Consider the following 25,913-nt stretch of genomic DNA (forward strand, 5'->3'; position numbering starts at 1 on the left):
AGCCGCCTGTTATAGGCGGCTTTTTTATTGAAACACTTACGCTTGTGGCCGCATGTGCGGGAACAGGATCACGTCGCGGATCGACGGTGAGTTGGTCAACAACATCACCAGACGATCGATACCGATCCCTTCACCGGCCGTTGGCGGCATGCCGTACTCCAGCGCGCGAACGAAGTCGGCGTCGTAGTGCATGGCTTCGTCGTCGCCCGCGTCCTTGTCGGCCACCTGCGCCATGAAGCGCTCGGCCTGGTCTTCCGCGTCGTTCAACTCGGAGTAGGCGTTGGCGATTTCGCGGCCGCCGATGAACAGTTCAAAACGGTCGGTGACGCTTGGGTTGTCGTCGTTACGACGGGCCAGCGGCGACACTTCGAACGGGTACTGAGTGATGAAGTGCGGCTGCTCCAGCTTGTGCTCGACCAGTTCTTCGAAAATCATCACCTGCAACTTGCCCAGACCTTCGAAGCCCAGCACCTTGGCGCCGGCCTTCTTGGCGATGGCGCGAGCCTTCTCGATGTCCGTCAGGTCGTCAGCGGTCAGCTCGGGGTTGTACTTGAGGATCGAGTCGAACACCGACAGACGCACGAACGGTTCGCCGAAGTGGAACACTTTGTCGCCATACGGCACGTCGGTGCTGCCCAGGACCAGTTGCGCGAGTTCGCGGAACAGTTCTTCGGTCAGGTCCATGTTGTCTTCGTAGTCGGCGTACGCCTGGTAGAACTCCAACATGGTGAATTCAGGGTTGTGACGCGTCGAAACGCCTTCGTTACGGAAGTTGCGGTTGATCTCGAACACTTTCTCGAAACCGCCAACCACCAGGCGCTTGAGGTACAGCTCAGGCGCGATACGCAGGAACATTTCCAGGTCCAGCGCGTTGTGGTGCGTCTCGAACGGCTTGGCTGCTGCGCCACCCGGAATGGTTTGCAGCATCGGCGTTTCGACTTCGAGGAAGTCACGCTTCATCAGGAAGCTGCGGATGTGCGCGATCACTTGGGAACGAACGCGGAAGGTCTGGCGCACTTCTTCGTTGACGATCAGGTCAACGTAACGCTGACGGTAGCGCTGTTCGGTGTCGGTCAGGCCGTGGTGCTTGTCCGGCAGTGGGCGCAGCGATTTGGTCAGCAGTCGCACTTCGGTCATTTCAACGTACAGGTCGCCCTTGCCGGAACGGGCCAGGGTACCAACGGCTGCGATGATGTCGCCCATGTCCCAGGTTTTCACCGCGGCCAGGGTGTCTTCGGACAGGGTCTTACGGTTGACGTAGACCTGGATGCGCCCGGTCATGTCCTGGATCACCATGAACGAGCCACGGTTGAGCATGATGCGACCGGCAACCTTGACCGGGATTGCAGCCTCTGCCAGCTCTTCCTTGGTCTTGTCCGCGTACTGTTTCTGCAAGTCTTCGCAGTAGTTGTCGCGGCGGAAGTCGTTGGGGAAGGCATTGCCCTTGGCGCGCTCGGCAGCAAGCTTTTCCTTGCGCAGGGCGATCAGGGAGTTTTCTTCCTGTTGCAGGGCTTGCGGGTCGAGTTGTAGGTCGCTCATGTCTTTAAATATTCCATCAGGTTCGTTGCCCCCGGCATTCGCCGGGGTTCGCGGGCAAGCCTCGCTCCTACAGGGTCGTATTGACCCCCGCAGGGCGTGCGTTAAAGCCCTTGTTTCAAGCTGGCCACCAGGTATTCGTCGATATCGCCGTCGAGCACCTTGTCGCAGTCACTGCGTTCGATGTTAGTGCGCAAATCCTTGATTCGCGACGCATCGAGCACGTAAGAGCGAATCTGGTGACCCCAGCCGATGTCCGACTTGGTGTCTTCCAGGGCCTGGGAGGCGGCGTTGCGTTTCTGCACTTCCTGCTCGTACAAGCGCGCCCGCAACATTTTCATCGCGGTGTCTTTGTTGGCGTGCTGGGAGCGTTCGTTCTGGCAGCTGACCACGGTGTTGGTCGGTACGTGGGTGATACGTACGGCCGAGTCGGTGGTGTTTACGTGCTGACCACCGGCACCGGAGGAGCGGTAGGTGTCGATGCGCAGGTCCGACGGGTTGATGTCGATTTCGATGTTGTCATCGATTTCCGGCGACACGAACACGGCCGAGAACGAGGTGTGGCGGCGGTTGCCGGAGTCGAACGGGCTCTTGCGCACCAGACGGTGCACGCCGATCTCGGTGCGCAGCCAGCCAAAGGCGTATTCGCCCTTGATGTGGACCGTGGCGCCCTTGATCCCGGCGACTTCACCGGCCGACAGTTCCATGATGGTTGCGTCGAAACCGCGTTTGTCAGCCCAGCGCAGGTACATGCGCAGCAGGATGTTGGCCCAGTCCTGGGCCTCGGTGCCGCCGGAGCCGGCCTGGATGTCCAGGTAGGCGTTGTTGGCGTCCATCTCACCGCTGAACATGCGACGGAATTCGAGTTTTTCCAGCGACTCGCGCAGGCGCTCGACTTCGGCAGCGACGTCATCGACGGCGGCCTGGTCTTCTTCTTCGGCGGACATCAGCAGCAAATCTTTGGCATCGGCCAGACCGCTGTGCATTTCGTCGAGGGTTTCGACGATCTGAGCCAGCAGCGACCGCTCGCGGCCCAGTTCCTGAGCGTACGACGGGTTGTTCCAGACAGCCGGATCTTCAAGCTCGCGATTGACTTCAGTCAGACGCTCATGCTTTTGATCGTAGTCAAAGATACCCCCGAATAGTTTCGGAGCGCTCGGACAGGTCCTTGATACTGTTAAGGATCGGGTTGATTTCCATGGCGGGCAGCACTCGTTGGCGAACTTTTGAAAGCCGGCGAGTATAACGTAATCAAGCTGTCACGGCAGCCCGCCTGGCGGCTTTAGGGGCGAATGATTAAAGCGGACGCCGAGTAATCTGTGGCGAGGCAGCTTGCTCCCGTTGGACTGCGCAGCAGTCCCCTTCTTTTTGCGCAGAAGAGGGGCCGCTTCGTGGCCCAGCGGCGCAAGCTCCCTCCCCACAGGGGGTATTTCCCATCCAAGAGATCAGTATTCGCAATCTCGGTCGGTCGCTACTCGATGCCCACCTGATTGCGCCCATTGTTCTTCGCCAGATACAGCCCCTTGTCCGCCGCCGAGATCAGTTGCCGGCAATCACTGCCCGGCTGCGGGATCATGGTCGACAGGCCAATGCTGATGGTCAGGCCAGAGCCTTCGCTGGGGACAATGTGCGGAATCTTCAGCGCTTCCACCGTGAGGCGGAGTTTTTCCGCCACCAGCCGCGCCCCGCCCGGCGTGGTATTGGGCAACACCAAGGCGAACTCTTCCCCGCCGTAACGGGCTGGCAGGTCCGAGGGCCGGGCGCTCGCGTCGCGAATCGCGGTCGCGACTTTACGCAGGGCTTCATCGCCTTCGAGATGGCCAAAGCTGTCGTTGTAGGACTTGAAGTAGTCGACATCGATCATCAGCAGCGACAACTGGCTCTGATCACGCAGGGAACGGCGCCATTCCAGCTCCAGGTATTCGTCGAAGTGCCGGCGGTTCGAGAGCCCGGTCAAGCCGTCGGAGTTCATCAACCGCTGCAACACCAGGTTGGTGTCGAGCAACTGCTGCTGGCTGACCCGCAACGCGCGGTAGGCCGCATCGCGCTGCAACAGCGTCATGTAGGACCGCGAGTGGTAGCGAATTCGCGCCACCAGCTCGATGTTGTCCGGCAGCTTGACCAGGTAATCATTGGCCCCGGCCGCGAACGCCGCGCTCTTGATCAGCGGGTCTTCCTTGGTCGACAGGACAATGATCGGAATGTTCTTGGTCGCTGGATGATTACGGTACTCACGTACCAGGCTCAGGCCGTCCAGCCCGGGCATCACCAGATCCTGCAGGATCACCGTTGGCTTGATGCGGATCGCCTGCGCAATGGCCTGGTGTGGATCGGCGCAGAAGTGGAAGTCGATATTGTCTTCATTCGACAACCCGCGACGCACCGCCTCGCCGATCATCGCCTGATCGTCCACCAGCAACACCATGGCGGCGTTTTCGTCGGTCTTGAAGTCGTCGAGCTGTAGGTCAGTCATGTGCGGTCACCTGAATACTGCTTGGGCCAGGATTGCTGCGAAAAGTCTTCATTTTGGGAAAATCTCCAGCAATCGTGGCGCTATCTTGTCCAGTGGGCGAACTTCCACGGCGGCGTCGATGGCCGCTGCCGCTTTCGGCATTCCGTAAACCGCACTGCTTTGTTGGTCCTGCGCGATGGTCAGGTAGCCCTGTTGGCGCATGAGTTTAAGCCCCTGCGCGCCGTCGCGTCCCATGCCGGTGAGCAATACGCCCACGGCATCGCCATTCCAGTAACTGGCCACGCTCTCGAAAAACACGTCGATCGAGGGCCGGTAGATCTCGTTGACCGGTTCGGCGGTATAGGCCAGCGTGCCGTTTTTCAGCAAGCGAATATGGTGGTTGGTGCCCGCCAGCAACACTGTGCCGGCCAAAGGAGGCTCGCCTTCCTGAGCCAGGCGCACCTTCAGGCCGCTGGCGCTGCTGAGCCATTCGGCCATGCCGGCGGCGAACACCTGGTCAACATGTTGCACCAGCACGATCGCGGCCGAAAAATCCCGTGGCAGCCCTTTCAGCAAGACTTCCAGCGCCGCTGGTCCGCCTGCCGACGAGCCGATCGCAATCAAGCGCTGGCGCGAGGCCGAGCTACGCAGCGGGCTGGGGGCCGATCGCTCACGATTGCCCTTGTCACCAATCAGCCAGCCGATGTTCATGATCTTGCGCAACAACGGCGCCGCTGCCTCCTGGGCATTGCCGACACCGAGGGCCGGGGTGTCGACCACGTCCAGCGCACCGTGGCCCATGGCCTCGAACACCCGGTGCACGTTCTGCTGACGGTCAACCGTGACAATGACGATGGCGCAGGGAGTGTCGGCCATGATCCGCCGGGTGGCCTCGACACCGTCCATCACTGGCATGATCAGGTCCATCAGGATCAGGTCCGGGGTATTTTCGGCGCAACGCTGCACCGCCTCCGCGCCATTGCCGGCGACCCAGACCACTTCATGCGCCGGTTCGAATGCCAGGGCGCGGCGCAGGGCCTCAACCGCCATGGGCATGTCGTTGACGATCGCTATTTTCATGCCCGCGCTCCTCCGATGAGCTCAACCACTGCATCAAGCAGGGCGTCGTCATGAAAACTGGCTTTGGCTAGATAATAGTCGGCTCCGGCGTCCAGTCCACGACGACGGTCTTCTTCGCGGTCTTTATAGGACACCACCATAACCGGCAGCGATTGCAGGCGATTATCCTGGCGCAGTAAAGACACCAGTTCGATGCCGTCCATGCGCGGCATATCAATGTCGGTGATCAGCAGATCGAAATCCTCCGAACGCAGCGCGTTCCAGCCATCCATACCGTCGATCGCTACGGCCACGTCGTAGCCGCGATTGAGCAGCAACTTGCGCTGCAACTCGCGAACGGTCAACGAATCGTCGACCACCAGAATCCGTTTGCGGGCCGCTTCGACGGCCTGGCTGCCCTGACGGGCAATCCGCTCCAGACGCCCGGTGTTGAGCAGTTTGTCCACCGAGCGCAGCATGTCTTCGACGTCGACGATCAGCACGACCGACCCGTCGTCGAGCAAGGCCCCGGCGGAAATGTCCTGCACCTTGCCCAGACGTTCGTCCAGCGGCAATACGACCAATGTCCGCTCGCCGATAAACCGCTCGACCGCCACCCCGTAAATCGCCTCGCGCTCGCGGATCACCACGACTTTCAGGGTTTGCTGACTGCTCGCACTCGCCGGACGCTGCAACAGCTGACTGGCAGCGACCAGCCCGACATGCCGGCCTTCGTACCAAAAGTGCTGGCGCCCTTCGACCTGAACAATGTCCGCCGGCTCCAGGTCGCACATGCGCTCGATGTGCGCCAGCGGGAACGCATACGCCTCGTCACCGACTTCCACCACCAGACTGCGCACCACCGACAGCGTCAGCGGCACTTCGAGATGAAAGCGGCTGCCCTCGCCTGCGGTCTGCTCCAGCACCACCGCGCCGCGTAACTGACGGACCATGTGCTGAACCGCGTCCAGGCCGACACCGCGACCGGACACTTCGGTGACCCGGTCGCGCAGGCTGAAACCCGGCAGAAATAAGAAGGTCAACAGCTCTTCTTCACTCAACTGGGCAGCGGTTTCAGCGGGGGATAGCTGCCGTTCGATGATGCTGCGACGGACCTTTTCCAGATCGACGCCGTGACCGTCATCGCTCAATTCCAGCACCAGCAGACCGGCTTGATGAGAGGCGCGCAGACGAATCAGCCCTTCTTCAGGCTTGCCGGCGAGCAAACGCTGCTCGGGGGATTCGATGCCGTGATCGACAGCGTTGCGCAGCAAATGCGTCAGCGGCGCTTCGAGCTTTTCCAGGACGTCGCGATCGACCTGGGTTTTCTCGCCCTCGATCTCCAGCCGCACCTGTTTACCGAGGCTGCGACCGAGGTCGCGGACCATGCGCACTTGCCCGCTCAACACGTCGGCAAACGGCCGCATGCGACAGGCCAGCGCAGTGTCGTACAAGACCTGCGCCCGCTGACTGGCCTGCCAGGCAAACTCGTCCAGTTCGGCGTTTTTTTCCACCAGCAATTGCTGCGCTTCGGCCAGCAGCCGCCGGGCATCGCCCAGGGCCTCCTGAGCTTCGAGGCTCAAGGCATGTTCCTTGAGGTGGACGTTGAGGTTTTCCAGCGCCCGCAGGCCATTGTTCTGCATGCGCTTGAGGCGCTGCATCGTGGCCAGGTGCGGCTTGAGTCGCTGGGTTTCCACCAGGGACTTGCTCGACAGGTCGAGCAGGCTGTTCAGGCGTTCGGCCGTGACGCGCAACACGCGTTCGCCATTTTCAGTGGTGCGCCGGAGCTTTCTCGGCGGTTCGACGGGTGGCGGTTCGGCGACCGGAATCAGTTCCTCGACTTTGGGCGCGAGTGCTTCAGGCTCCGGCTCGGACTCGGACTCGGTCATGAACGGGGCGATCGGCGTGCTGATCGGCGCGGCCAGCGCATTTGGATCCAGCAACCGCGCCATCAGTGCCACATAGGCCTCGATATCCGCCGATTCGGGATTGTTACTCGGCGTCGCAATGCGCATCAGCAAATCAGTGCCTTGCAGCAAGGCGTCAATGTGCTCGGGCCGCAGGTACAGGCGCCCTTCCTGCGCGCTGACCAGGCAATCTTCCATCACATGGGCGACGCTGACGCCGGCATCGACCCCGACAATCCGCGCCGCGCCTTTGAGCGAGTGAGCCGCGCGCATGCACGATTCGAGGTGATCGGCCTGGGTCGGATCGCGTTCCAGCGCCAGAAGACCTGCGCTCAGCACCTGGGTCTGGGCTTCGGCTTCGAGGCTGAACAGCTCCAGTAACGAGGCGTCGCGCAGTTGCTCGGGGGTCATGTGAGGCTCCGGGTCACGGCGGACAATAGCTGTTCTTCATCCAGCCAACGCAGGCTGCGACCCTTGAATTGCAACACGCCCCGGGTGTATCTGGCGCTGGCTTGGGTGCCGGACTGCGAGGCGGCTTCAAGGATGCGCTCGTCGATGGCGTGAATCCCGTCCACTTCGTCCACCGGCACCACCACTGGCCCGCCGTGGGCGGCGATGATCAGCATCCTCGGCATCACGCGCGCGCCTGACGTCACGCTGGCAGTGCCATCGAGACCGAGCAGTTCCACCAGCGACAGGCACGCCACCAACGCACCGCGCACATTCGCCACGCCGAGCAAGGCCCGAGAGCGCTGGTGCGGCAACGAATGAATCGCTTGCAGCGGTGCCACTTCGACCAGGCTGCGAGTGGCCAGGCCCAGCCATTCTTCGCCAAGTCGAAACATCAGCAGCGAGCGGGTTTTCACGTCGATTTCCACCGCCACCGAGACCTGCTCGCGATCGTCCTGTTGCAAGGCGTAGCGGTCGAGCAAGCGCGTGGCCGCGGCGGAATACACCGCGCAGTTGCGGCAGTGAATGTGTTCGATCAGCAGCGGGCAGGACTTGTCGCCGTGGATTCCGATGCGGTTCCAGCAGTCATCGATGGCCTGGGCATCTTTATGGGTGAGGTTCAAAGTGTCGGAGGCGTTCATCGTTTACGCTCACTGTCGGCGGCGCGTTCGCTGCGGGCGGCGCGGTCCTGCAATCTTTTCGCACCCGCCGTGTCGCCCTGGGATTGCAGCAAGGCTGCCAGGTGCATCAACGCGTCGGGATGTTGCGGTTCGAGGTACAGGGCCTTGCGATAAAACCCTTGGGCTTCGAGGGCTCGACCAGCGACATCGCTGAGCAGTCCCAGCCAATAAAACACCTGGGCCACAGGCTCGTGGCTGCGCAAATAACCTTCACAGGCGGCGCGAGCTTCGGCACTTTTGCCTTCGTTGGCGAGGGCAGCGATGTTGGCCAGCAAGGCGGCAGCGTCCGAAGCTTTTGGCGTGACGGCCGGCGGTGTGAGCGTTGCGAACGGACGATGGCGCACGGGCGGCGGAGTCACGCTACGCACCGGCTGACGCACTGGCAGCGGTGTCGGAACAAAGACTGGCAGAGGCTCGGGCGCGCTCTGACGACTGAAGGCAAACGACTGCGGGATGCCAATCGAGCGCATGCCGAATCGACCGAGCAAACTGCCTTCGGCCGGGCCGATAAACAGCACGCCGTCGACATGGGTCAGGCGCTTGAGCACTTCGAAGACTTGTTGCTGGGTAGGCAGATCGAAATAGATCAGCAGGTTGCGGCAGAACACAAAATCATAGGGTAGCTCGCTGGCCAGCAGCGCCGGACCCAGCAGATTGCCGACTTGCAAACGCACCTGTTCAAGCACTCGCTCGTTGAGGCGGTAGCCGTCTTCTTCGGCGCTGAAATGCCGCTCGCGAAATTCGATGTCCTGGCCACGAAACGAATTCTTGCCGTACAGCGCACGCTTGGCTTTTTCCACCGACAGCGGGCTGACGTCCATGCCTTCGACCTTGAACTGATGCGGCTTAAGTCCGGCATCGAGCAAGGCCATGGCGATGGAGTACGGCTCCTCGCCCGTGGAGCACGGCAGACTGAGAATCCGCAGCGCGCGCATGTAATTGATGTCGGCCAAACGCTGGATGGCCAGTTTCGCCAGGGTTGCGAAGGATTCCGGGTAGCGGAAGAACCAGGTCTCGGGAACGATCACCGCTTCGATCAACGCCTGCTGTTCGTCCTGCGAACCTTGCAATGTGTGCCAATACTCATCGGCCGTCAGCATCCTGGAGGCGGTGCTGCGCTGGCGCACCGCGCGCTCGATGATTGCCGGCCCCACCGACGTCACGTCGAGGCCGATGCGTTCCTTGAGGAAATCGAAGAACCGCTGATCGCTGCTCATGGCCCGTCCTCAAGCAGCGCCGTGGCCAGCGGTGGCGAAGGAAACAGCAGCGCGCGCACCTGTTCATCGAGCAGATCGGCCACCCGCACCCATTGCAGCAAGCCTTGGGCATCTTCACGGACCGGCCCCAGGTACGGCGCCTGGCGATTATCCAGGCCATAGGGCTTAAAGTCCGCCGGATTGCAACGCAAGGTGTCGGTGGCCTGCTCAAGAATCAGTCCGAGCAACTGTGAAGGCGTCTGCTCGTCCGGCCAATAGTGCACCAGCACCAGCCGTGTGCTGGTGCGCGATTGCACCGGCTCGCCAAAGGTCAGCGCGCTGAGGTCGATCACCGGCACCACCGCGCCGCGATAGGCAAACACCCCGGCGACCCAGTCAGGCGCCTTGGCAATCGGCTTCAATGGCAGACGCGGCAGCACCTCGGCCACCTCGCGTGCCTGCAAGGCATAACGCTCGTTGCCGATGCGAAACAGCAGAAACAACGCCTGTCTGGCCGGCATCACCGTGCTGTGTTTGGCCGCGAGTTCGCTCATCAGACTTTGAATCGCGAGACGCCGCCCCGCAGCCCGACGGCCACCTGGCTCAGCTCGTCAATGGCGAAACTGGCCTGGCGCAGGGACTCGACGGTCTGGCTGCTGGCATCACCCAACTGCACCAGCGCGTGGTTGATCTGTTCGGCGCCGGTGGCCTGCGCCTGCATGCCTTCGTTGACCATCAACACCCGCGGCGCCAGCGCCTGGACCTGGTGGATGATCTGCGACAACTGCTCGCCGACCTGTTGCACTTCAGACATGCCGCGCCGCACTTCTTCGGAGAACTTGTCCATGCCCATGACCCCGGCCGACACCGCCGACTGGATTTCACGGACCATTTGCTCGATATCATACGTGGCCACGGCGGTCTGGTCCGCCAGACGCCGCACCTCGGTGGCGACCACGGCAAACCCGCGCCCGTATTCACCCGCCTTTTCGGCTTCGATCGCGGCATTCAGAGACAGCAGATTAGTCTGATCGGCGACTTTGACGATGGTCACTACCACCTGGTTAATGTTGCCGGCCTTCTCGTTGAGGATCGCCAGTTTGGCGTTGACCAGATCGGCCGCGCCCATCACCGAGTGCATGGTCTCCTCCATGCGCGCCAGGCCTTGCTGCCCGGACCCGGCCGCGACCGAGGCCTGGTCGGCGGCGGTGGAGACTTCGGTCATGGTGCGCACCAGATCACGGGAGGTGGCCGCGATTTCGCGGGACGTCGCGCCGATTTCGGTGGTGGTGGCGGCGGTTTCGGTGGCGGTGGCTTGTTGTTGCTTGGAGGTGGCGGCGATTTCGGTCACCGACGTGGTGACCTGGACGGAGGAGCGTTGGGCCTGGGACACGAGCGAGGTGAGTTCGGTCATCATGTCGTTGAAGCCGGTTTCCACGGCCCCGAATTCGTCTTTGCGTTCCAGGTTCAGACGGCCGCTGAGATCACCAGTGCGCATGATTTCGAGGATCTGCACAATCCGGTTCATCGGCGCCATGATCGCGCGCATTAACAGCAAACCGCAGAGGCCGGCGGCCAATACCGCGACCAACAGGGAAATGCCCATGATGACTTTCGCGGTGATCACGGCGTCATCAATGGCCGCGATGTCCTGGTCGGCGACCGCTTTGTTTTCGCGGATCATGTCATTGAGCTTCATGCGACCTGCGGTCCAGGCCGGGGTCAGTTGCTCGTTGAACAGTTTGATCGCGTCGGCTCCCTGATTGCGCTTGTGCAAGTCGAGCACAGCGGCCAGGACCTTGTTGTAATCGGCATGGAGTTTTTCAAAAACGGCGTATTCGACCTTGTCTTCATCCGTGGTGACGGTGGCCTGGTAGTTCTTCATTTGCTCCTGCAGATGAGCTTCGAAGCTTTTGAAGCTGTCGGCTTCTTCTGCGCTGAAACCCTGCCCCTCTTTCAAACCGAGCATCTCCTGGGTTCGAAGGTACGTGTCGACCCAGGCACTGCGAACCATCGAGCTGTAATACAACCCGGGCAACGCGTCCTCACGCACACTGGCTTCGCTGACCTCAATCTTCAAGAGCCGCGAATAGGAGACAACCACCATCAACAACATGATGGCGATAATCACCGCAAAGCTCGCCAAGATGCGTTGGCGCAACGTCCAGTTCTTCACGGGTCAATCCTCGGGCGGTTCAAATGCCGGGGAGTATAGCTGAGGGTGTTTCATTTATAAGACGGGTGTCATGCTTCTATTTCGTCGCGATTAAAGCGAATTGGCAGGCGCGTGCGGTGAATGGATCACGGGATGAGAGAAGCAAACGCCTTCGCAAGCAGGCTCGCTCCATTGACCGGGTTGATCAATCGAACGCGGTCCTTTGTGGGAGCGAGCCTGCTCGCGAAAAACGATGACACGGTTTAACTGACCTGACTGCGCAATTAAAGGGAAGCCTGCCGCACCTGCTTTTCCAGCTCCGCCTTCAATCCCGGCTCCAGCTTCAACTGCCGTGCCAGTTCATCCAGGTAGGACTTCTCCATGAAGCTCTCCTCATCCACCAGCATCACGCTGGCGATGTACATCTCAGCCGCCATTTCCGGCGTGCTGGCCGCGCGGGCGACTTCCGTCGGGTCGAGCGGCTTGCTGAGTTCGGCATGCAGCCACTGCTGCAATTCCTGATCGTTGTCGAGCTTGGTGAATTCGCCTTCGATCAATGCACGCTCGCGATCATCAACGTGGCCATCGGCTTTGGCCGCAGCCACCAATGCCTTGAGAATCGCCTGGCTGTGCAACTCAACCTGCGCAGGTGGCAGGCGGTCGAGTGTTTGCGGCTCGGTCTTCGGCGCGGTGCCCTGCTGGGCCTGCCAGTTGCCGTAAGCCTTGTAGGCAATCACGCCGAGCGCCGCGAGACCACCGTAGATGGCGACTTTGCCGCCGACATTGCGGGCCTTTTTGCTGCCGAGCAACAGGCCCATGGCACCAGCCGCCAAGGCACCACCGCCCGCGCCTGAGAGCAAACCGCCGAGGCCGCCCGAACCACCGCTGCCACCGAGCAATCCGCCCAATCCACCGCTGGACGACTTGTTTTGATTTGCGCCGGCCTTGTTCTGCATCAGGTCCTGACCGGACTTGAGTAGTTGATCGAGCAATCCACGCGTATTCATTTTGCCGCCTCCACGAAAGGGGTTAACCGGACACATAAGGCCACCAGCCTAGAACGAAAGTGCCCGGCGACCGGGGACGAGAGTGCTTCTGGATGTTGCCTGAAAAAAACGGGCCATCGATTAAAGCGATATACACTCAAGCGAATCTATAAAAACCGCCCACCGGGTAACTCCCCATGATGACCTTGCGTCAGATCCGTCACTTCATCGCCGTGGCCGAGACCGGATCGATCTCCGCCGCCGCGCAAACCGCGTTCATTTCCCAATCGACCTTGACCCTGGCGATCCAGCAACTGGAAGAGGAGATTGGCGTCGGCCTGTTCAACCGACACGCCAAGGGCATGAGCCTGACCCATCAGGGCCACCAATTCCTGCGCCAGGCGCACCTGATTCTGGCCACGGTGGACAACGCCAAACGCAGCCTGCAACAAAGCACCGATCAGGTCGCCGGGCAGCTGATCATTGGCGTGACCAGCCTGGTGGCCGGTTATTACCTTGCGGATTTGCTCACCCGTTTCCAGCGCGCCTACCCCAATGTCGAGATTCGGGTGATGGAGGATGAGCGCCCGTACATCGAACATTTGCTGGTCAGCGGTGAGATCGATGTCGGCGTGCTGATCCTGTCCAACCTCGAAGACCGCCATGCCTTGCAGACTGAAGTGCTGACTCATTCGCCCCACCGGTTGTGGTTGCCGGCTCAGCATCCGTTGCTGGAACACGACAGCATCAACCTTGCCGATGTGGCCCGCGAACCACTGATTCAGCTCAACGTCGACGAAATGGACCGCAACGCCCACCGCATGTGGAGTGGCGCTGGCCTGCAACCGCGCATCACCCTGAAAACCGCGTCGACGGAAGCCGTTCGGAGCCTGGTGGCCGCAGGCCTGGGTGTATCGATCCAGCCCGACATGACCTACCGACCCTGGTCACTGGAGGGCGACATCATCGAAGCCCGCCCGATTGCCGACCTGAGCCAGACCCTCGACGTCGGCCTGGCATGGCGTCGTGGCACGGCGCGTCCGGCGTTGGTGGACCCGTTTTTGACCGTGGCCCGCGAACAACCCCACGGCGGGCGCAAGCCATCTATTTAATCGAACGCCACCTTCAGTATTTAGAATTTGTCGACCTCGGGCCCGCGCACTAGTCTTGCTCCATCAATAAGACGGCCGGGCCCAGTCACTGGGAGCACCATGGCCACACAAGAAAAGAGAACCCGAAAAATGGCTGGCGCGCAGACCCCGTTGTTCACCGCGTTGTTGATCGATGGCGAATTGGTCGCGGGTCAGGGTTTTGTCGAGCCGATCCTCAACCCCGCCACCGGGGAAGTGCTGACTCACATCGCCGAAGCCAGCACCGAGCAAGTCGAAGCCGCCATCCTTGCCGCCCACCGCGCCTTTGCCGGCTGGTCGCGGACCACACCGCAGCAACGCTCGAACCTGTTGCTGGACATCGCCAACGCCATCGAAAAACAAGCCGACCTCCTCGCCCGACTCGAATCCCTGAACTGCGGCAAGCCGTTGCACCTGGCCCGTCAGGACGACTTGAGCGCGACGGTCGATGTGTTCCGTTTTTTTGCCGGTGCCGTGCGTTGCCAGACCGGCCAGCTCAGCGGCGAATACCTGCCGGGCTACACCAGCATGGTCCGGCGCGATCCGATTGGTGTGGTCGCCTCGATTGCGCCGTGGAACTACCCGATCATGATGGCCGCGTGGAAAATCGCCCCGGCCCTGGCCGCTGGCAATACGCTGGTGTTCAAACCGTCCGAACACACGCCGCTGTCGATTCTGGCCCTGGCGCCGGCGTTGGCCGAGATCCTTCCACGCGGCGTGATCAACATCGTCTGCGGCGGCGGTGAAGGCGTCGGCAGCCACTTGGTCAGCCATCCCAAAGTGCGCATGGTGTCGCTGACCGGCGATATCGTCACCGGGCAGAAAATCCTCCAGGCTGCAGCAAAAACCCTCAAGCGCACGCACCTTGAGCTCGGCGGCAAAGCGCCGGTGATCGTCTGCAACGATGCCGACATTCAAGCCGTGGTCGAAGGCGTGCGCACTTACGGTTATTACAACGCGGGGCAGGATTGCACCGCGGCTTGCCGGATTTATGCACAGGCCGGGATTCACGACCGCCTGGTGGCGGAACTCGGCGCGGCGGTCAGCAGCCTGCGCTTTGCCGGTAAACGCGACGCCGACAACGAAATCGGCCCGCTGATCAGCACCCGCCAGCGCGACCGCGTGGCCAGTTTCGTCGAGCGCGCCCTCGGCCAGCCGCACATCGAGCGGGTGACCGGCGCGGCGGTGCATTCCGGCGCCGGCTTCTATTACCAGCCGACGCTGCTGGCCGGTTGCAAGCAGAGCGACGAGATCGTCCAGCGCGAAGTATTCGGGCCGGTGGTCACCGTGACCCGTTTCGATCAGCTCGAACAAGCCGTGGACTGGGCCAACGATTCGGAATACGGCCTCGCCTCCTCGGTCTGGACGCAGAACCTCGACAAGGCCATGCAGGTCGCGGCGCGGTTGCAGTACGGCTGCACCTGGATCAACAGCCATTTCATGCTGGTCAGCGAAATGCCCCACGGCGGCCTCAAGCGGTCCGGGTATGGCAAAGACTTATCCAGCGATTCGCTTCAGGACTACAGCGTGGTGCGGCACATCATGGCGCGCCACGGACAGCATCTCTGACTACGCTAATAACAAGCCGCTAACGGCATGCTTCACCACGTTCACAACTGCCCCGACCATAATTAAAGAAGAGGGAATCCCCATGTTCGTGCACAAGACCGCACTGCTCAGTGCAATCACCACGGCGCTGCTGGCCAGCGCCAGTCTCCAGGCCGCCGAACCGCTGAAAGCCGTCGGTGCCGGCGAAGGCCAGCTGGATATCGTGGCGTGGCCCGGCTACATCGAACGTGGCGAAAGCGACAAGGCCTACGACTGGGTGACCGGTTTCGAGAAGGAAACCGGCTGCAAGGTCAATGTGAAGACTGCGGCGACTTCCGATGAAATGGTCAGCCTGATGGCCAAGGGCGGTTATGACCTGGTGACGGCGTCGGGCGATGCCTCGTTGCGGTTGATCGTCGGCAAGCGTGTGCAGCCGATCAACACGGCGTTGATTGCGAACTGGAAGAACATCGACCCTCGCCTCAAGGACGGCCCTTGGTACGTGGTCAATAAACAAACCTACGGCACCCCTTATCAGTGGGGCCCTAACGTGCTGATGTACAACACCAATGTCTTCAAGACCGCACCGGACAGCTGGAGCGTAGTGTTTGAAGAACAAACCCTGCCGGACGGCAAGTCCAACAAGGGTCGCGTTCAGGCCTACGACGGCCCGATCTATATCGCCGATGCCGCGCTCTACCTCAAATCGACCAAGCCGGAATTGGGCATCAAGAACCCGTACGAACTCAACGAAGTGCAATACAAAGCGGCGCTGGACCTGCTTCGCAAGCAACAGCCCTTGATCCACCGCTACTGGCATGACGCGACCGTGCAGATGAGTGACGTCAAGAACGAAGGCGTCGTGGCATCAAGCACCTGGGGCTACATGGTCAATGGCCTGGTGGCGGACAAGCAGCCGGTTGCCTCTGTTATCCCGAAAGAAGGGGCTACGGGTTGGGTGGATACCACCATGATGCACGTCGAAGCCAAGCACCCAAACTGTGCTTACAAGTGGATGGACTGGTCGCTGCAACCCAAAGTGCAAGGCGACGTATCAGCCTGGTTTGGCGCGTTGCCAGCAGTGCCTGAAGGTTGCAAGGCCAGCGAGTTGCTGGGTGCCGAAGGGTGTGCGGCCAATGGTTACGATCAGTTCGCCAACCTGGCCTTCTGGAAAACCCCGCAGGCTGAAGGGGGCAAGTTCGTGCCTTACAGCCGCTGGACCCAGGACTACATCGCGATTATGGGCGGCCGCTAACCCACCGGCCCCTGTGGCGAGGGAGCTTGCTCCCGCTGGGTGGCGAAGCTGCCCCAAAACCCGTTAATGCGGTCTATCAGAGAGACCGCATCAGTCCTTTTGGGAGTGCTGCGCACTCCAGCGGGAGCAAGCTCCCTCGCCACAATAAGTTTTCCAACCAGAAAGTTGATTCAGATTTTTCAGAAGTCCAGGCAGGGCCGCTGTGACGGCCCTCGCCTTTTTGGAGCACCGCACCATGACGCTTGCAGTCCAGTTCACCAACGTTTCCCGTCAGTTCGGCGAAGTGAAGGCCGTTGACCGGGTTTCCATCGATATCCAGGACGGCGAGTTCTTCTCCATGCTGGGCCCTTCCGGCTCGGGCAAAACCACCTGTTTGCGCCTGATCGCCGGTTTCGAACAACCGAGCGCTGGCTCTATCCGAATTCATGGCGAGGAAGCCGCCGGGCTGCCGCCGTATGAGCGTGACGTCAACACGGTGTTTCAGGATTACGCGCTGTTCCCGCACATGAACGTGCTCGACAACGTCGCCTATGGCTTGAAAGTCAAAGGCGTCGGTAAAGCCGAACGGCAGAAGCGGGCCGAAGAAGCCCTCGACATGGTTGCCCTCGGCGGTTACGGCGAGCGCAAACCGGTGCAACTGTCCGGCGGCCAGCGCCAGCGTGTGGCCCTGGCCCGCGCCTTGGTCAATCGCCCTCGCGTGCTGCTGCTCGACGAGCCGTTGGGCGCTCTCGATCTGAAGCTGCGCGAACAGATGCAGAGCGAGTTGAAGAAGCTGCAACGCCAGCTCGGCATTACCTTTATCTTCGTCACCCACGACCAGACTGAAGCGCTGTCGATGTCCGACCGTGTAGCAGTGTTCAACAAAGGACGCATCGAGCAGGTCGACACCCCGCGCAACCTGTACATGAAACCGGCCACCACGTTCGTCGCGGAATTCGTCGGCACGTCCAACGTGATTCGCGGCGATCTGGCCAAGCAATTGAGTGGCAATCCACAGCCGTTTTCGATTCGCCCGGAACACGTGCGTTTTGCCGAAGGCCCGCTGGCCAGCCACGAGATTGAAGTCAGCGGCTTGCTCCACGACATTCAGTACCAGGGCAGCGCCACGCGCTATGAACTGAAACTGGAAAACGGCCAGACCCTGAACATCAGCCAGGCCAACGTGCAGTGGCTGGACGTCAGCGCCCAGCACCAGACCGGGCAACGCATCAGCGCACGCTGGGCGCGCGAGGCGATGGTCCCGCTGCACGACAACGTTGTCGGTGGGGTGTGAGATGACCAGCGTGGCTATCCCTCAAACCCCGGCCGGCGGTTCGCCGTTGCGCAGGTTTTCCAACCTGCTGTATCGCCGACCGAATTTTTACCTGTCGCTGCTGCTGGTGCCGCCGCTGCTGTGGTTCGGTGCAATTTATCTCGGCTCGCTGCTGGTGCTGCTGTGGCAAGGCTTCTACACCTTCGATGACTTCACCATGGCGGTCACCCCCGACCTGACCCTGGCGAACTTCGCAGCGCTGTTCCAGCCGTCGAACTTCGACATCATCCTGCGCACGCTGAGCATGGCCGTCGCCGTGTCGCTCGCCAGCGCGATCGTCGCGTTCCCAATTGCCTATTACATGGCGCGTTACACCACTGGCAAAACCAAGGCGTTTTTCTACATCGCGGTGATGCTGCCGATGTGGGCCAGTTACATCGTCAAGGCGTATGCCTGGACCTTGCTGCTGGCCAAGGGCGGCGTCGCGCAGTGGTTCGTTCAACACCTGGGGCTGGAGCCCGTGTTGCAATTCGTGCTGGGCATTCCCGGCGTAGGCGGCAGCACTTTATCGACCTCGCACCTGGGCCGTTTCATGGTGTTCGTCTACATCTGGCTGCCGTTCATGATCCTGCCAATCCAGGCTTCGCTGGAACGCCTGCCGCCGTCGTTGTTGCAAGCATCTGCGGACCTGGGTGCCAAGCCACGCCAGACCTTCATGCAGGTGATTCTGCCGCTGTCGATTCCAGGCATCGCGGCTGGTTCGATCTTCACCTTTTCGCTGACCCTGGGCGACTTCATCGTGCCGCAGCTGGTGGGCCCGCCGGGCTACTTTGTGGGCAGCATGGTTTACGCGCAGCAGGGCGCAATCGGCAACATGCCGATGGCCGCGGCCTTCACATTGGTGCCGATTGTGTTAATCGCCATTTACCTGACTATCGTCAAACGACTGGGGGCCTTCGATGCACTCTGACTCTTCATCACAGGGGCAGGCTTCTATCGGATTAAAAATCGCAGCCTGGGGCGGGTTGGTGTTCCTGCACTTTCCGATCCTGATAATCTTCCTTTACGCCTTCAACACCGAAGAAGCGGCGTTCAGCTTTCCACCCAAGGGCTTCACCCTGCATTGGTTCAGCGTGGCGTTTTCTCGGCCCGATGTACTGGAAGCGATCAAGTTGTCGGCCGAAATCGCCGCCATCGCGACACTGATTGCGATGGTCCTCGGCACCCTCGCGTCGGCGGCGTTGTACCGGCGGGATTTCTTCGGCAAGCAAGGCATCTCGTTGATGCTGATCCTGCCGATTGCGTTGCCCGGGATCATCACCGGGATCGCGTTGCTGGCGACCTTCAAGACACTGGGGATCGAGCCGGGGATGTTCACCATCATCGTCGGCCACGCGACCTTCTGCGTGGTGATCGTCTACAACAACGTCATCGCCCGTTTGCGCCGCACTTCGCACAGTTTGATTGAAGCGTCGATGGACCTCGGCGCCGACGGTTGGCAGACCTTCCGTTACATCGTCCTGCCGAACCTTGGCTCGGCGCTGCTGGCCGGCGGCATGCTCGCGTTTGCGCTGTCGTTCGACGAAATCATCGTCACCACCTTCACCGCCGGCCATGAACGCACCCTGCCGCTGTGGCTGCTCAACCAGCTCAGCCGCCCACGGGACGTGCCAGTGACCAACGTTGTCGCGATGCTGGTGATGATGGTGACCATGCTGCCGATTCTCGGTGCTTATTACCTGACCCGGGGCGGTGAGAGCGTGGCGGGTAGCGGCGGGAAATAACCGAATAACCACTGAAGGAACCGAATCTCTGTAGGAGTGAGCCTGCTCGCGATAGCGGTCATACAGTCGACATCACTGTTGAATGACAGTCAGTCATCGCGAGCAGGCTCACTCCTACATTTAGAGCCGGTTCAGACAGAAAAATAAAAGTGTTAGTGAGGACAATGCCATGCAAACCAAACTCTTGATCAACGGCCAACTGATCGACGGCGACGGCCCCGCCCAACCGGTGTTCAACCCGGCCCTCGGCCGTGTGCTGGTGGAAATCAACGAAGCCAGCGAAGCCCAGGTCAATGCCGCCGTGCAAGCCGCCGACAGCGCCTTCGAAAGCTGGTCGCAAACCACGCCGAAGGAACGCTCGCTGCTGCTGCTCAAACTCGCCGACGCCATCGAAGCCCACGGCGAAGAGCTGGCCAAGCTGGAGTCGGACAACTGCGGCAAACCCTACAGCGCTGCGCTGAACGATGAGATCCCGGCGATTGCTGACGTGTTCCGTTTCTTCGCCGGCGCCAGCCGTTGCATGAGCGGTTCGGCGGGCGGCGAATACTTGCCCGGCCACACCTCAATGATCCGCCGCGACCCGGTTGGCGTGATCGCCTCCATCGCGCCGTGGAACTACCCGCTGATGATGGTCGCCTGGAAAATCGCCCCGGCCCTCGCCGCCGGTAATACCGTGGTGCTCAAGCCGTCAGAACAAACCCCGCTGACCGCGCTGCGTCTGGCGGAACTGGCGTCGGAAATCTTCCCGGCCGGCGTGCTCAACCTCGTCTTCGGCCGTGGTCCTGCCGTTGGCAGCCCATTGGTCACGCACCCGAAAGTGCGCATGGTCTCGCTGACCGGCTCGATCGCCACCGGATCGAACATCATTTCCAGCACCGCCGACAGCGTCAAACGCATGCACATGGAACTGGGCGGCAAGGCCCCGGTGATCATCTTCGACGACGCCGACATCGACGCCGCCGTGGAAGGCATTCGCACCTTCGGTTTCTACAACGCTGGCCAGGATTGCACCGCAGCTTGCCGCATCTACGCGCAGGAAGGCATCTACGACAAATTCGTCGAGAAGCTTGGCGAAGCGGTCAGCAGCATCAAGTATGGGTTGCAGGATGACCCGTCGACCGAGCTGGGACCGCTGATCACTGCGCAGCACCGTGACCGCGTGGCCGGCTTTGTCGAACGTGCCGTGGCGCAACCGCATATCCGCCTGGTCACCGGTGGCAAGTCTGTGGAGGGGAATGGTTTCTTCTTCGAGCCGACGGTGCTTGCGGACGCTCAACAGGACGACGAAATCGTCCGTCGCGAAGTGTTCGGGCCCGTGGTGTCGGTGACCAAATTCACCGATGAAGCGCAGGTGCTGGGTTGGGCAAACGATTCGGACTACGGCCTGGCATCGTCGGTCTGGACCTCTGACGTCGGTCGCGCGCATCGCTTGTCTGCCCGCTTGCAATACGGCTGCACCTGGGTGAATACGCACTTCATGCTGGTCAGCGAAATGCCCCATGGCGGTCAGAAACTGTCTGGCTACGGGAAGGACATGTCCATGTATGGGCTGGAGGATTACACCGTTGTGCGGCATGTGATGTTCAAGCATTAAAAGCTTCGCGGGCACGCCTCGCTCCTACAGGTTCGCCGCAGTACCTGTAGGAGCGAGGCTTGCCCGCGAAGGCATCACCTCGGTTTCAAGGTCGAAACCGGCACCACGCACCACCAGGGTTCAACGCCAGAAAACCAAAACAATAACCACCGATCCGGGCAGCGCCTCCAAGGCCCCGCCACGGTTTCGGACATCCGAAATCTGCCGATTTTCCGGAGCTGACACACCATGAGCGCATCACCCGAACTCTCTGTAGCCGTTGCCGACAGCGACGCCGAGCAGCTACGCAAGCTGGGTTACACCTCGAACTTCAACCGCAGCATGAGCCTGTGGGAAAACTTCGCCCTGGGCTTCACTTACCTCTCCCCGGTCGTCGGGGTTTATACCCTCTTCGGCCTGTGCCTGGCCGCCGGTGGACCGCCGATGTTCTGGGCTTATTTACTGGTCGGTTGCGGCCAGTTGCTGGTGTGCCTGATCTTCGGTGAAGTGGTCTCGCAGTTCCCGATTTCCGGCGGCGTGTACCCGTGGGCTCGTCGTTTGGTGGGCAAGCGCTGGGCGTGGATGGTCGGCTGGATCTACTCCATCGCCCTGTGCGTGACCATCGCTGCCGTTGCCGTCGGTGCCGGTCCGTACCTGGCCGCAATGATGGGCTTTGAACCGAGCAATAACACCAACATCGTCATCGCGCTGTTCCTGACGCTGTTCGCCACCCTGGTCAACCTCAGCGGCACCAAAATGCTGGCGCGGATCGCCATGTTCGGTTTCCTTTGCGAGCTGGTCGGCGCAGTGATCGTTGGCGTCTACCTGCTGATGTTCGAGCGTCACCAGTCGATCAGCGTGTTGTTCAACACCTTCGATATCAGCATTGACGGCTCGTACCTGCCGGCCTTCCTCACCGCCTCGCTGGCGGGGATGTTCCTGTACTACGGCTTCGAGGCCTGCGGCGACGTGGCCGAAGAAACCCCGAACCCAAGCAAGCAGATTCCGGTGGCCATGCGCATGACCATCTACATCGGCGGCATCGCGGCGATGTTCGCCTGCCTGGCGCTGATCCTCGCCGTGCCGGACATGCAAGCGGTAATCAACGGCACCGACAAAGACCCGGTCACCACCATCCTCAACAACGCCTTCGGCCCGGTCGGCTCGAAAGTGGTCATGGGCGTGGTGATGATTTCCTTCATCTCCTGCGTCATCAGCCTGCAAGCGGCGGCGAGTCGTCTGCTGTACTCCTACGCCCGAGATGAAATGGTCATTGGCAGCTCGCTGCTGAAGAAGATCTCGCCTGCGACCCAAGTGCCTGTGGCTGCGCTATTCGTGTCCGGCGTCCTGCCGGCCCTGATCATCATCCTCGGCTTCTTCCTGCAAGATGCGGTGGCCACCATCGTCAGTTTCGCGGCGATCGGCATCTACCTGGCGTTCCAGATGATCGTCCTCGCCGCGCTATACGCACGCCTGAAAGGCTGGAAACCAAGCGGCAAATTCACCCTCGGCGGTTGGGGTTGGGCGGTGAACGTCGGCGCGCTGGTTTACGGTGTCGGCGCGATCATCAACATGGCCTGGCCGCGCACACCGGATGCGGCGTGGTACATCAACTATGCGATGGTGTTGAGTACGGCGATCGTTATTGGGTTGGGGTTGTTGTACATGTGGTTGGCCAAGCCGTATGACCACGGGACTGCGCCAGCGGGGGATGCGTGGAAGGTTAGTCGGTAATTGATTTCGCCCCGGGGCTGGTTGTGGCACCGGGGCGAGTTGTTACGAAGTTAGATCGATTGAGGCGCGGAAAGGACTTCAAACTCATCCATCAACAGATGGATTTCAGTACTTGGATTGAGCTCACCGCTGTTAACAGCATCGAGAAGAATTCGAGGAGCAAGTACCCTCGCTGTATTGAAAGGCTCTCCCTTCAACAGATCAAAATGACTGACATTTTTACCCTTCTCATAATTCTCCATCGGAGGTTGGCCCCTAAGACTCTTGGTAACAAGTTCGCCAGGGGATTTTCCACCTGCAGCAGCGAATGGCTTTCTGTTGTAGCCAAAGTGCAGTAGCAACCAAAACTCGAAACAGGGAAAAGACGCTATCACTTTTATCTTGGGATGCGGTTTTGCCAAGTCGACCGCACGGTCGAAGCAAAGATGAGTGTCACGGTCCAAGGCACAAAAAACCTTATCGAAGTTTCTTTGCCGTGCAATTGCTCTTTCGACAATCCCGCTAGGATGAGTCACGCCGCAATGGGCAACTTCAACCTGAGCATTGGCACGAAAGTGAAAGGCCGCATCCTCCAGATATCGCTTACCTGACTGACTGTCCTCACAAAGGATCAGCACCTTGGGTTGCGGTTTGAACCGTGATTTCTTTCGATCAAATAAGCGTGTCGTGCGCACCATGGTCACCTCCGCCTGATCAACGGCAAACCACGGTAACGGCCTTCGAAGTACCGCTTCTCGACGTCTTCTCCCTCGCGCCCATCAAAATCGTGAACGGAAAAAAGACAGGTTGCGCCGTTGGCATCACGCTCGGTGATCCAGAATTGATCGCGCCGCAGCGTTTGGGTATCCATTAGATGCGTGTCGTGAGTCGTGAAAATCAGCTGGGTGTTCTGCCCGCTGTCCAGATGTTTTCCAATCAGATCAGCCACTATTGCTGGATGAAGGCTGCTGTCCAACTCATCGACGGCCAGTATCCCGCTCCCGTCTGTGTGATTGATCATGAACCAGGGCAACCAGAATCCAATCAGGTTTTTTGTGCCACCAGACTCTTCTGAAAAATCAAACTCCGCATCTCCAAGATGACTCGTGTGCGTCAGGGTCACTTTGTCTTTTCGCGCCGCGGCGAAGAATTCTTTGAGCGTGAGTTTTCTGCTGGCTGGAGCAGCGTCTGCATCAGAATTGAGCTGAATGTCCGAGACTGGAATATCTACCTCTAGTAGAAAGTCTCTCAAGTTGCACGTGTAGTCCGATGCCATCTGAAGAAACCGGATGGAGGCTGCCGACAACCCCATCATGTTGTTCTGCTCGATGACGAGAAGCCCGGATTGAAACCAGCTAAAAGGCTCTCGCAACTGCGTCAGCTCTTCGCTGCTGTTCGCGACGGCCTGTGCAATGAACAACATCTTCGGGCTGGTCAAACGCCGCCAGGCATTGTGAACCTCATTTCCTCCCTCAAGGCTTGAGCCAAACACGTACTGCTCACCCTCCTCCCCCAAACAACGCTGGTATAACAGCGTCTCCTTTCCTTTCGGATAAGAGACGAGGTGTTCCTCGATGATTCGCTGCGCCGTCATTCGCAGTAAAAACCGATAGCGGAGTGAGCCTTGAATAAAGTTGTATTCGAAACAACTTGGCTCGTCGTTAAGCTGCGGGTCAAAACGAAACGGGGAAACCGGTAGCGATTCCTCATTTGAGGTCGGTGGCGCAGCGAGCAAGCTTCCCATAATTCCCATCGCCCGGATCAGCGACGATTTACCCGACGCGTTCGGCCCGTATATCGCAGCGATCTTCAGTAAGTCCGGCAGTTTTTCTCCATTCACCGGCGACTTGAAAAGGTTGCGCTTTTTGCTCAGGCGCGGCGTTGCTGCCATGGACAGGGTTTGCTTGTCACGGAAGGAGCGGTAATTGGAAACTGAAAATTCGATCAACATGTAGCAAACCTGCAGTTCGTTCCTGAAAGCGGAAAAAACTATAGGAAAAACCAGGGCGACGATGCTGCTTCAGCGCACTTCAGGCAAAAACAGGAAATTCCTACAGATCAAGCCTTCCGGTGAAGACTCCAATTCCTACAACGCGCGGCGCCAGAGTAGACTTGGCGCCGCGAGCGCCTGAACGATAGGCTTTACCTCGTCGCTGCCAAATCAGCGACCCGGTGTCGAAGCCGGTAAATCATCAACATGGCGCATCCGCGCCCCCATATGAACTGGGGCAATTTTTTGCCTTTCAGTTTTGCTTTATGGTGGGCCGTGTGGCGCGGGCCTCTTGGCTTGCATGTTGATCGAGAATGTCCCGACTTCGAACGCCGCACGGTCCGCCACCCATAATCTGTCGAAGGATTAGTGGCGGCTCCCTTTTCAACATGGAGTCGAAAAATGCTCAAGCACACGCTAAATCCGTCTGAAACCCATCCTCATTTCATCCCTGCCATCTTCACCCGCCACAACCGCTTCCTCCACGCCTTCATGCAGGACAACCAAGCCTGGTTCTGCGTCCAGGACCTCGGTCGCTTGATGGGCCGTCCGCTGGACCAACGTCTCACCCTGAAACTCGATCCCGATCAACGCCGATACGTCTGGTTGCTGAAGGATGGCAAAACCGTCGAATCGTTGATGGTCAGCGAATCGGGAATGTATGCATTGCTAGTCCACCATTTCATCCCGGAAAACCGAAACCTGCGTCAGTGGCTAAGCAACGAAGTCATCCCGACGCTGCGTGAGTCGAGAGCGGCTGTGGATAACATTCCAAGCCTGAGTTCGTTGCAGTGGGCAGGCATCTCGGTGCCGCTGCTGCACTGGCAGCATCAAGCCTGGATCAAGTGGCGCGACATGCCGGATCTGATGCAGGCACAGCGACCGTTCACGATCGTGGGCACTTGCAGTTGAAGGCAGGGTGAAAAATGAAAAAGGGGCAGACTTTACAGTCCGCCCGTTGGCTTAGCGCTCAAAACCGCGAAACACTCCGCATCGCATCCACCAGATACCGCATCGCAATCCGGTCGTTTTCCGACAGCTCGCGATACCGCTCCAGCAGCTTCATTTCGTCCGAACTGAGGCGATGCCTTCGCCGCCCGGTGGCCAGGCAAGGGAAGATTCCCAACATTTCTGTGATGCCTTGTACTTTCGTCATGGACGATGTCCTTCTATAAGCCCGAGAAAACTTCAAAAACCGCATCGCCCTATCCTTTTATTAGCCGCCGGCCTGAAGGGCAGAAACCGGT

At 60.1% G+C, this 25,913-nt stretch carries 22 protein-coding genes; 9 read left to right on the forward strand and 13 right to left on the reverse strand.

Annotated elements, in window-relative coordinates; genetic code table 11:
- Nucleotides 1–36: 36 nt before the first annotated feature.
- From lysS to BLU63_RS04100, 10 genes are all read right to left on the reverse strand, one after another.
- On the reverse strand, nt 37–1,539 hold the full coding sequence (gene lysS, locus BLU63_RS04055; RefSeq protein ID WP_010462916.1) for a lysine--tRNA ligase: 1,503 nt from the start codon (nt 1,537–1,539) through the stop codon (nt 37–39).
- A 101-nt stretch (nt 1,540–1,640) separates the two neighbouring features.
- A protein-coding gene (gene prfB / locus BLU63_RS04060) for a peptide chain release factor 2 (protein ID WP_102593528.1) occupies nt 1,641–2,736 on the reverse strand; the annotation gives its coding sequence in 2 pieces (ribosomal slippage) (nt 1,641–2,663 and nt 2,665–2,736; 1,095 coding nt in all).
- 271 nt (nt 2,737–3,007) lie between these two features.
- A complete protein-coding gene (locus tag BLU63_RS04065) occupies nt 3,008–4,009 on the reverse strand; it encodes a diguanylate cyclase domain-containing protein (RefSeq protein WP_010462924.1) in 1,002 nt (333 codons plus the stop codon).
- 48 nt (nt 4,010–4,057) lie between these two features.
- Nucleotides 4,058–5,068, reverse strand: coding sequence for a chemotaxis response regulator protein-glutamate methylesterase (cheB, locus tag BLU63_RS04070; protein ID WP_077748306.1), 1,011 nt, complete (start codon nt 5,066–5,068; stop codon nt 4,058–4,060).
- Entirely contained in the window at nt 5,065–7,365 is a 2,301-nt protein-coding gene (locus tag BLU63_RS04075; protein WP_083374931.1) for a hybrid sensor histidine kinase/response regulator, read from the reverse strand. Before BLU63_RS04075 ends, cheB begins: the two co-directional genes overlap by 4 nt.
- Nucleotides 7,362–8,045, reverse strand: coding sequence for a chemotaxis protein CheW (locus tag BLU63_RS04080; RefSeq protein WP_010462930.1), 684 nt, complete (start codon nt 8,043–8,045; stop codon nt 7,362–7,364). The genes BLU63_RS04075 and BLU63_RS04080 overlap by 4 nt, the downstream gene beginning before the upstream one ends.
- On the reverse strand, nt 8,042–9,301 hold the full coding sequence (locus BLU63_RS04085; protein WP_083374932.1) for a CheR family methyltransferase: 1,260 nt from the start codon (nt 9,299–9,301) through the stop codon (nt 8,042–8,044). Before BLU63_RS04085 ends, BLU63_RS04080 begins: the two co-directional genes overlap by 4 nt.
- Complete coding sequence (locus BLU63_RS04090) at nt 9,298–9,834, reverse strand: chemotaxis protein CheW (RefSeq protein ID WP_083374933.1); 537 nt, start codon at nt 9,832–9,834, stop codon at nt 9,298–9,300. Before BLU63_RS04090 ends, BLU63_RS04085 begins: the two co-directional genes overlap by 4 nt.
- The gene (locus tag BLU63_RS04095) at nt 9,834–11,456 is read right to left on the reverse strand and encodes a methyl-accepting chemotaxis protein (RefSeq protein WP_083374934.1); all 1,623 of its coding nucleotides are present in this window, start codon (nt 11,454–11,456) and stop codon (nt 9,834–9,836) included. The genes BLU63_RS04090 and BLU63_RS04095 overlap by 1 nt, the downstream gene beginning before the upstream one ends.
- A 263-nt stretch (nt 11,457–11,719) precedes the next feature.
- Complete coding sequence (locus BLU63_RS04100) at nt 11,720–12,442, reverse strand: tellurite resistance TerB family protein (RefSeq protein ID WP_083374935.1); 723 nt, start codon at nt 12,440–12,442, stop codon at nt 11,720–11,722.
- 176 nt (nt 12,443–12,618) lie between these two features.
- Here BLU63_RS04100 and BLU63_RS04105 point away from each other — a divergent pair, with 176 nt between their 5' ends.
- The 8 genes from BLU63_RS04105 (at nt 12,619) to BLU63_RS04145 (ending at nt 22,697) form a co-directional block, all read left to right on the forward strand.
- Nucleotides 12,619–13,533: a LysR family transcriptional regulator gene (locus BLU63_RS04105; protein ID WP_010462940.1), complete on the forward strand. Its 915-nt coding sequence runs from the start codon at nt 12,619–12,621 to the stop codon at nt 13,531–13,533.
- A gap of 99 nt (nt 13,534–13,632) precedes the next feature.
- The gene (locus tag BLU63_RS04110; RefSeq protein WP_077748302.1) at nt 13,633–15,120 is read left to right on the forward strand and encodes a gamma-aminobutyraldehyde dehydrogenase; all 1,488 of its coding nucleotides are present in this window, start codon (nt 13,633–13,635) and stop codon (nt 15,118–15,120) included.
- Nucleotides 15,121–15,202: 82 nt separating this feature from the next.
- The gene (ydcS, locus tag BLU63_RS04115) at nt 15,203–16,354 is read left to right on the forward strand and encodes a putative ABC transporter substrate-binding protein YdcS (RefSeq protein ID WP_083374936.1); all 1,152 of its coding nucleotides are present in this window, start codon (nt 15,203–15,205) and stop codon (nt 16,352–16,354) included.
- Between the two features lie 235 nt (nt 16,355–16,589).
- Entirely contained in the window at nt 16,590–17,627 is a 1,038-nt protein-coding gene (locus BLU63_RS04125; protein ID WP_010462946.1) for an ABC transporter ATP-binding protein, read from the forward strand.
- A gap of 1 nt (nt 17,628) precedes the next feature.
- Entirely contained in the window at nt 17,629–18,576 is a 948-nt protein-coding gene (locus BLU63_RS04130; RefSeq protein ID WP_077748299.1) for an ABC transporter permease, read from the forward strand.
- A complete protein-coding gene (locus BLU63_RS04135; protein WP_042932340.1) occupies nt 18,566–19,390 on the forward strand; it encodes an ABC transporter permease in 825 nt (274 codons plus the stop codon). The genes BLU63_RS04130 and BLU63_RS04135 overlap by 11 nt, the downstream gene beginning before the upstream one ends.
- 169 nt (nt 19,391–19,559) lie before the next feature.
- Nucleotides 19,560–20,984 carry a gamma-aminobutyraldehyde dehydrogenase gene (locus BLU63_RS04140; RefSeq protein WP_083374938.1) on the forward strand — a complete coding sequence of 475 codons (1,425 nt, stop codon included), beginning with the start codon at nt 19,560–19,562 and terminating at the stop codon, nt 20,982–20,984.
- A gap of 228 nt (nt 20,985–21,212) precedes the next feature.
- Nucleotides 21,213–22,697, forward strand: a complete 1,485-nt coding sequence (locus BLU63_RS04145) for an APC family permease (protein ID WP_083374939.1) — start codon at nt 21,213–21,215, stop codon at nt 22,695–22,697.
- Nucleotides 22,698–22,747: 50 nt separating this feature from the next.
- Here the strand turns inward: BLU63_RS04145 and BLU63_RS04150 are convergent, their stop codons facing one another.
- Nucleotides 22,748–23,374 (reverse strand): RloB family protein, encoded by a 627-nt coding sequence (locus tag BLU63_RS04150; RefSeq protein ID WP_083374940.1) that lies wholly within the window; start codon nt 23,372–23,374, stop codon nt 22,748–22,750.
- Between the two features lie 2 nt (nt 23,375–23,376).
- Nucleotides 23,377–24,627: an AAA family ATPase gene (locus BLU63_RS04155; protein ID WP_083374941.1), complete on the reverse strand. Its 1,251-nt coding sequence runs from the start codon at nt 24,625–24,627 to the stop codon at nt 23,377–23,379.
- Between the two features lie 441 nt (nt 24,628–25,068).
- On the opposite strand from BLU63_RS04155, the gene BLU63_RS04160 reads away from it, so the two are divergent.
- Nucleotides 25,069–25,578 (forward strand): BRO-N domain-containing protein, encoded by a 510-nt coding sequence (locus tag BLU63_RS04160; protein ID WP_083374942.1) that lies wholly within the window; start codon nt 25,069–25,071, stop codon nt 25,576–25,578.
- Nucleotides 25,579–25,636: 58 nt separating this feature from the next.
- Here the strand turns inward: BLU63_RS04160 and BLU63_RS04165 are convergent, their stop codons facing one another.
- Entirely contained in the window at nt 25,637–25,822 is a 186-nt protein-coding gene (locus tag BLU63_RS04165; RefSeq protein ID WP_010462962.1) for a hypothetical protein, read from the reverse strand.
- Nucleotides 25,823–25,913: the final 91 nt, after the last annotated feature.

Source organism: Pseudomonas mandelii (assembly GCF_900106065.1).
In the GTDB taxonomy this organism is placed as follows: domain Bacteria; phylum Pseudomonadota; class Gammaproteobacteria; order Pseudomonadales; family Pseudomonadaceae; genus Aquipseudomonas; species Aquipseudomonas mandelii.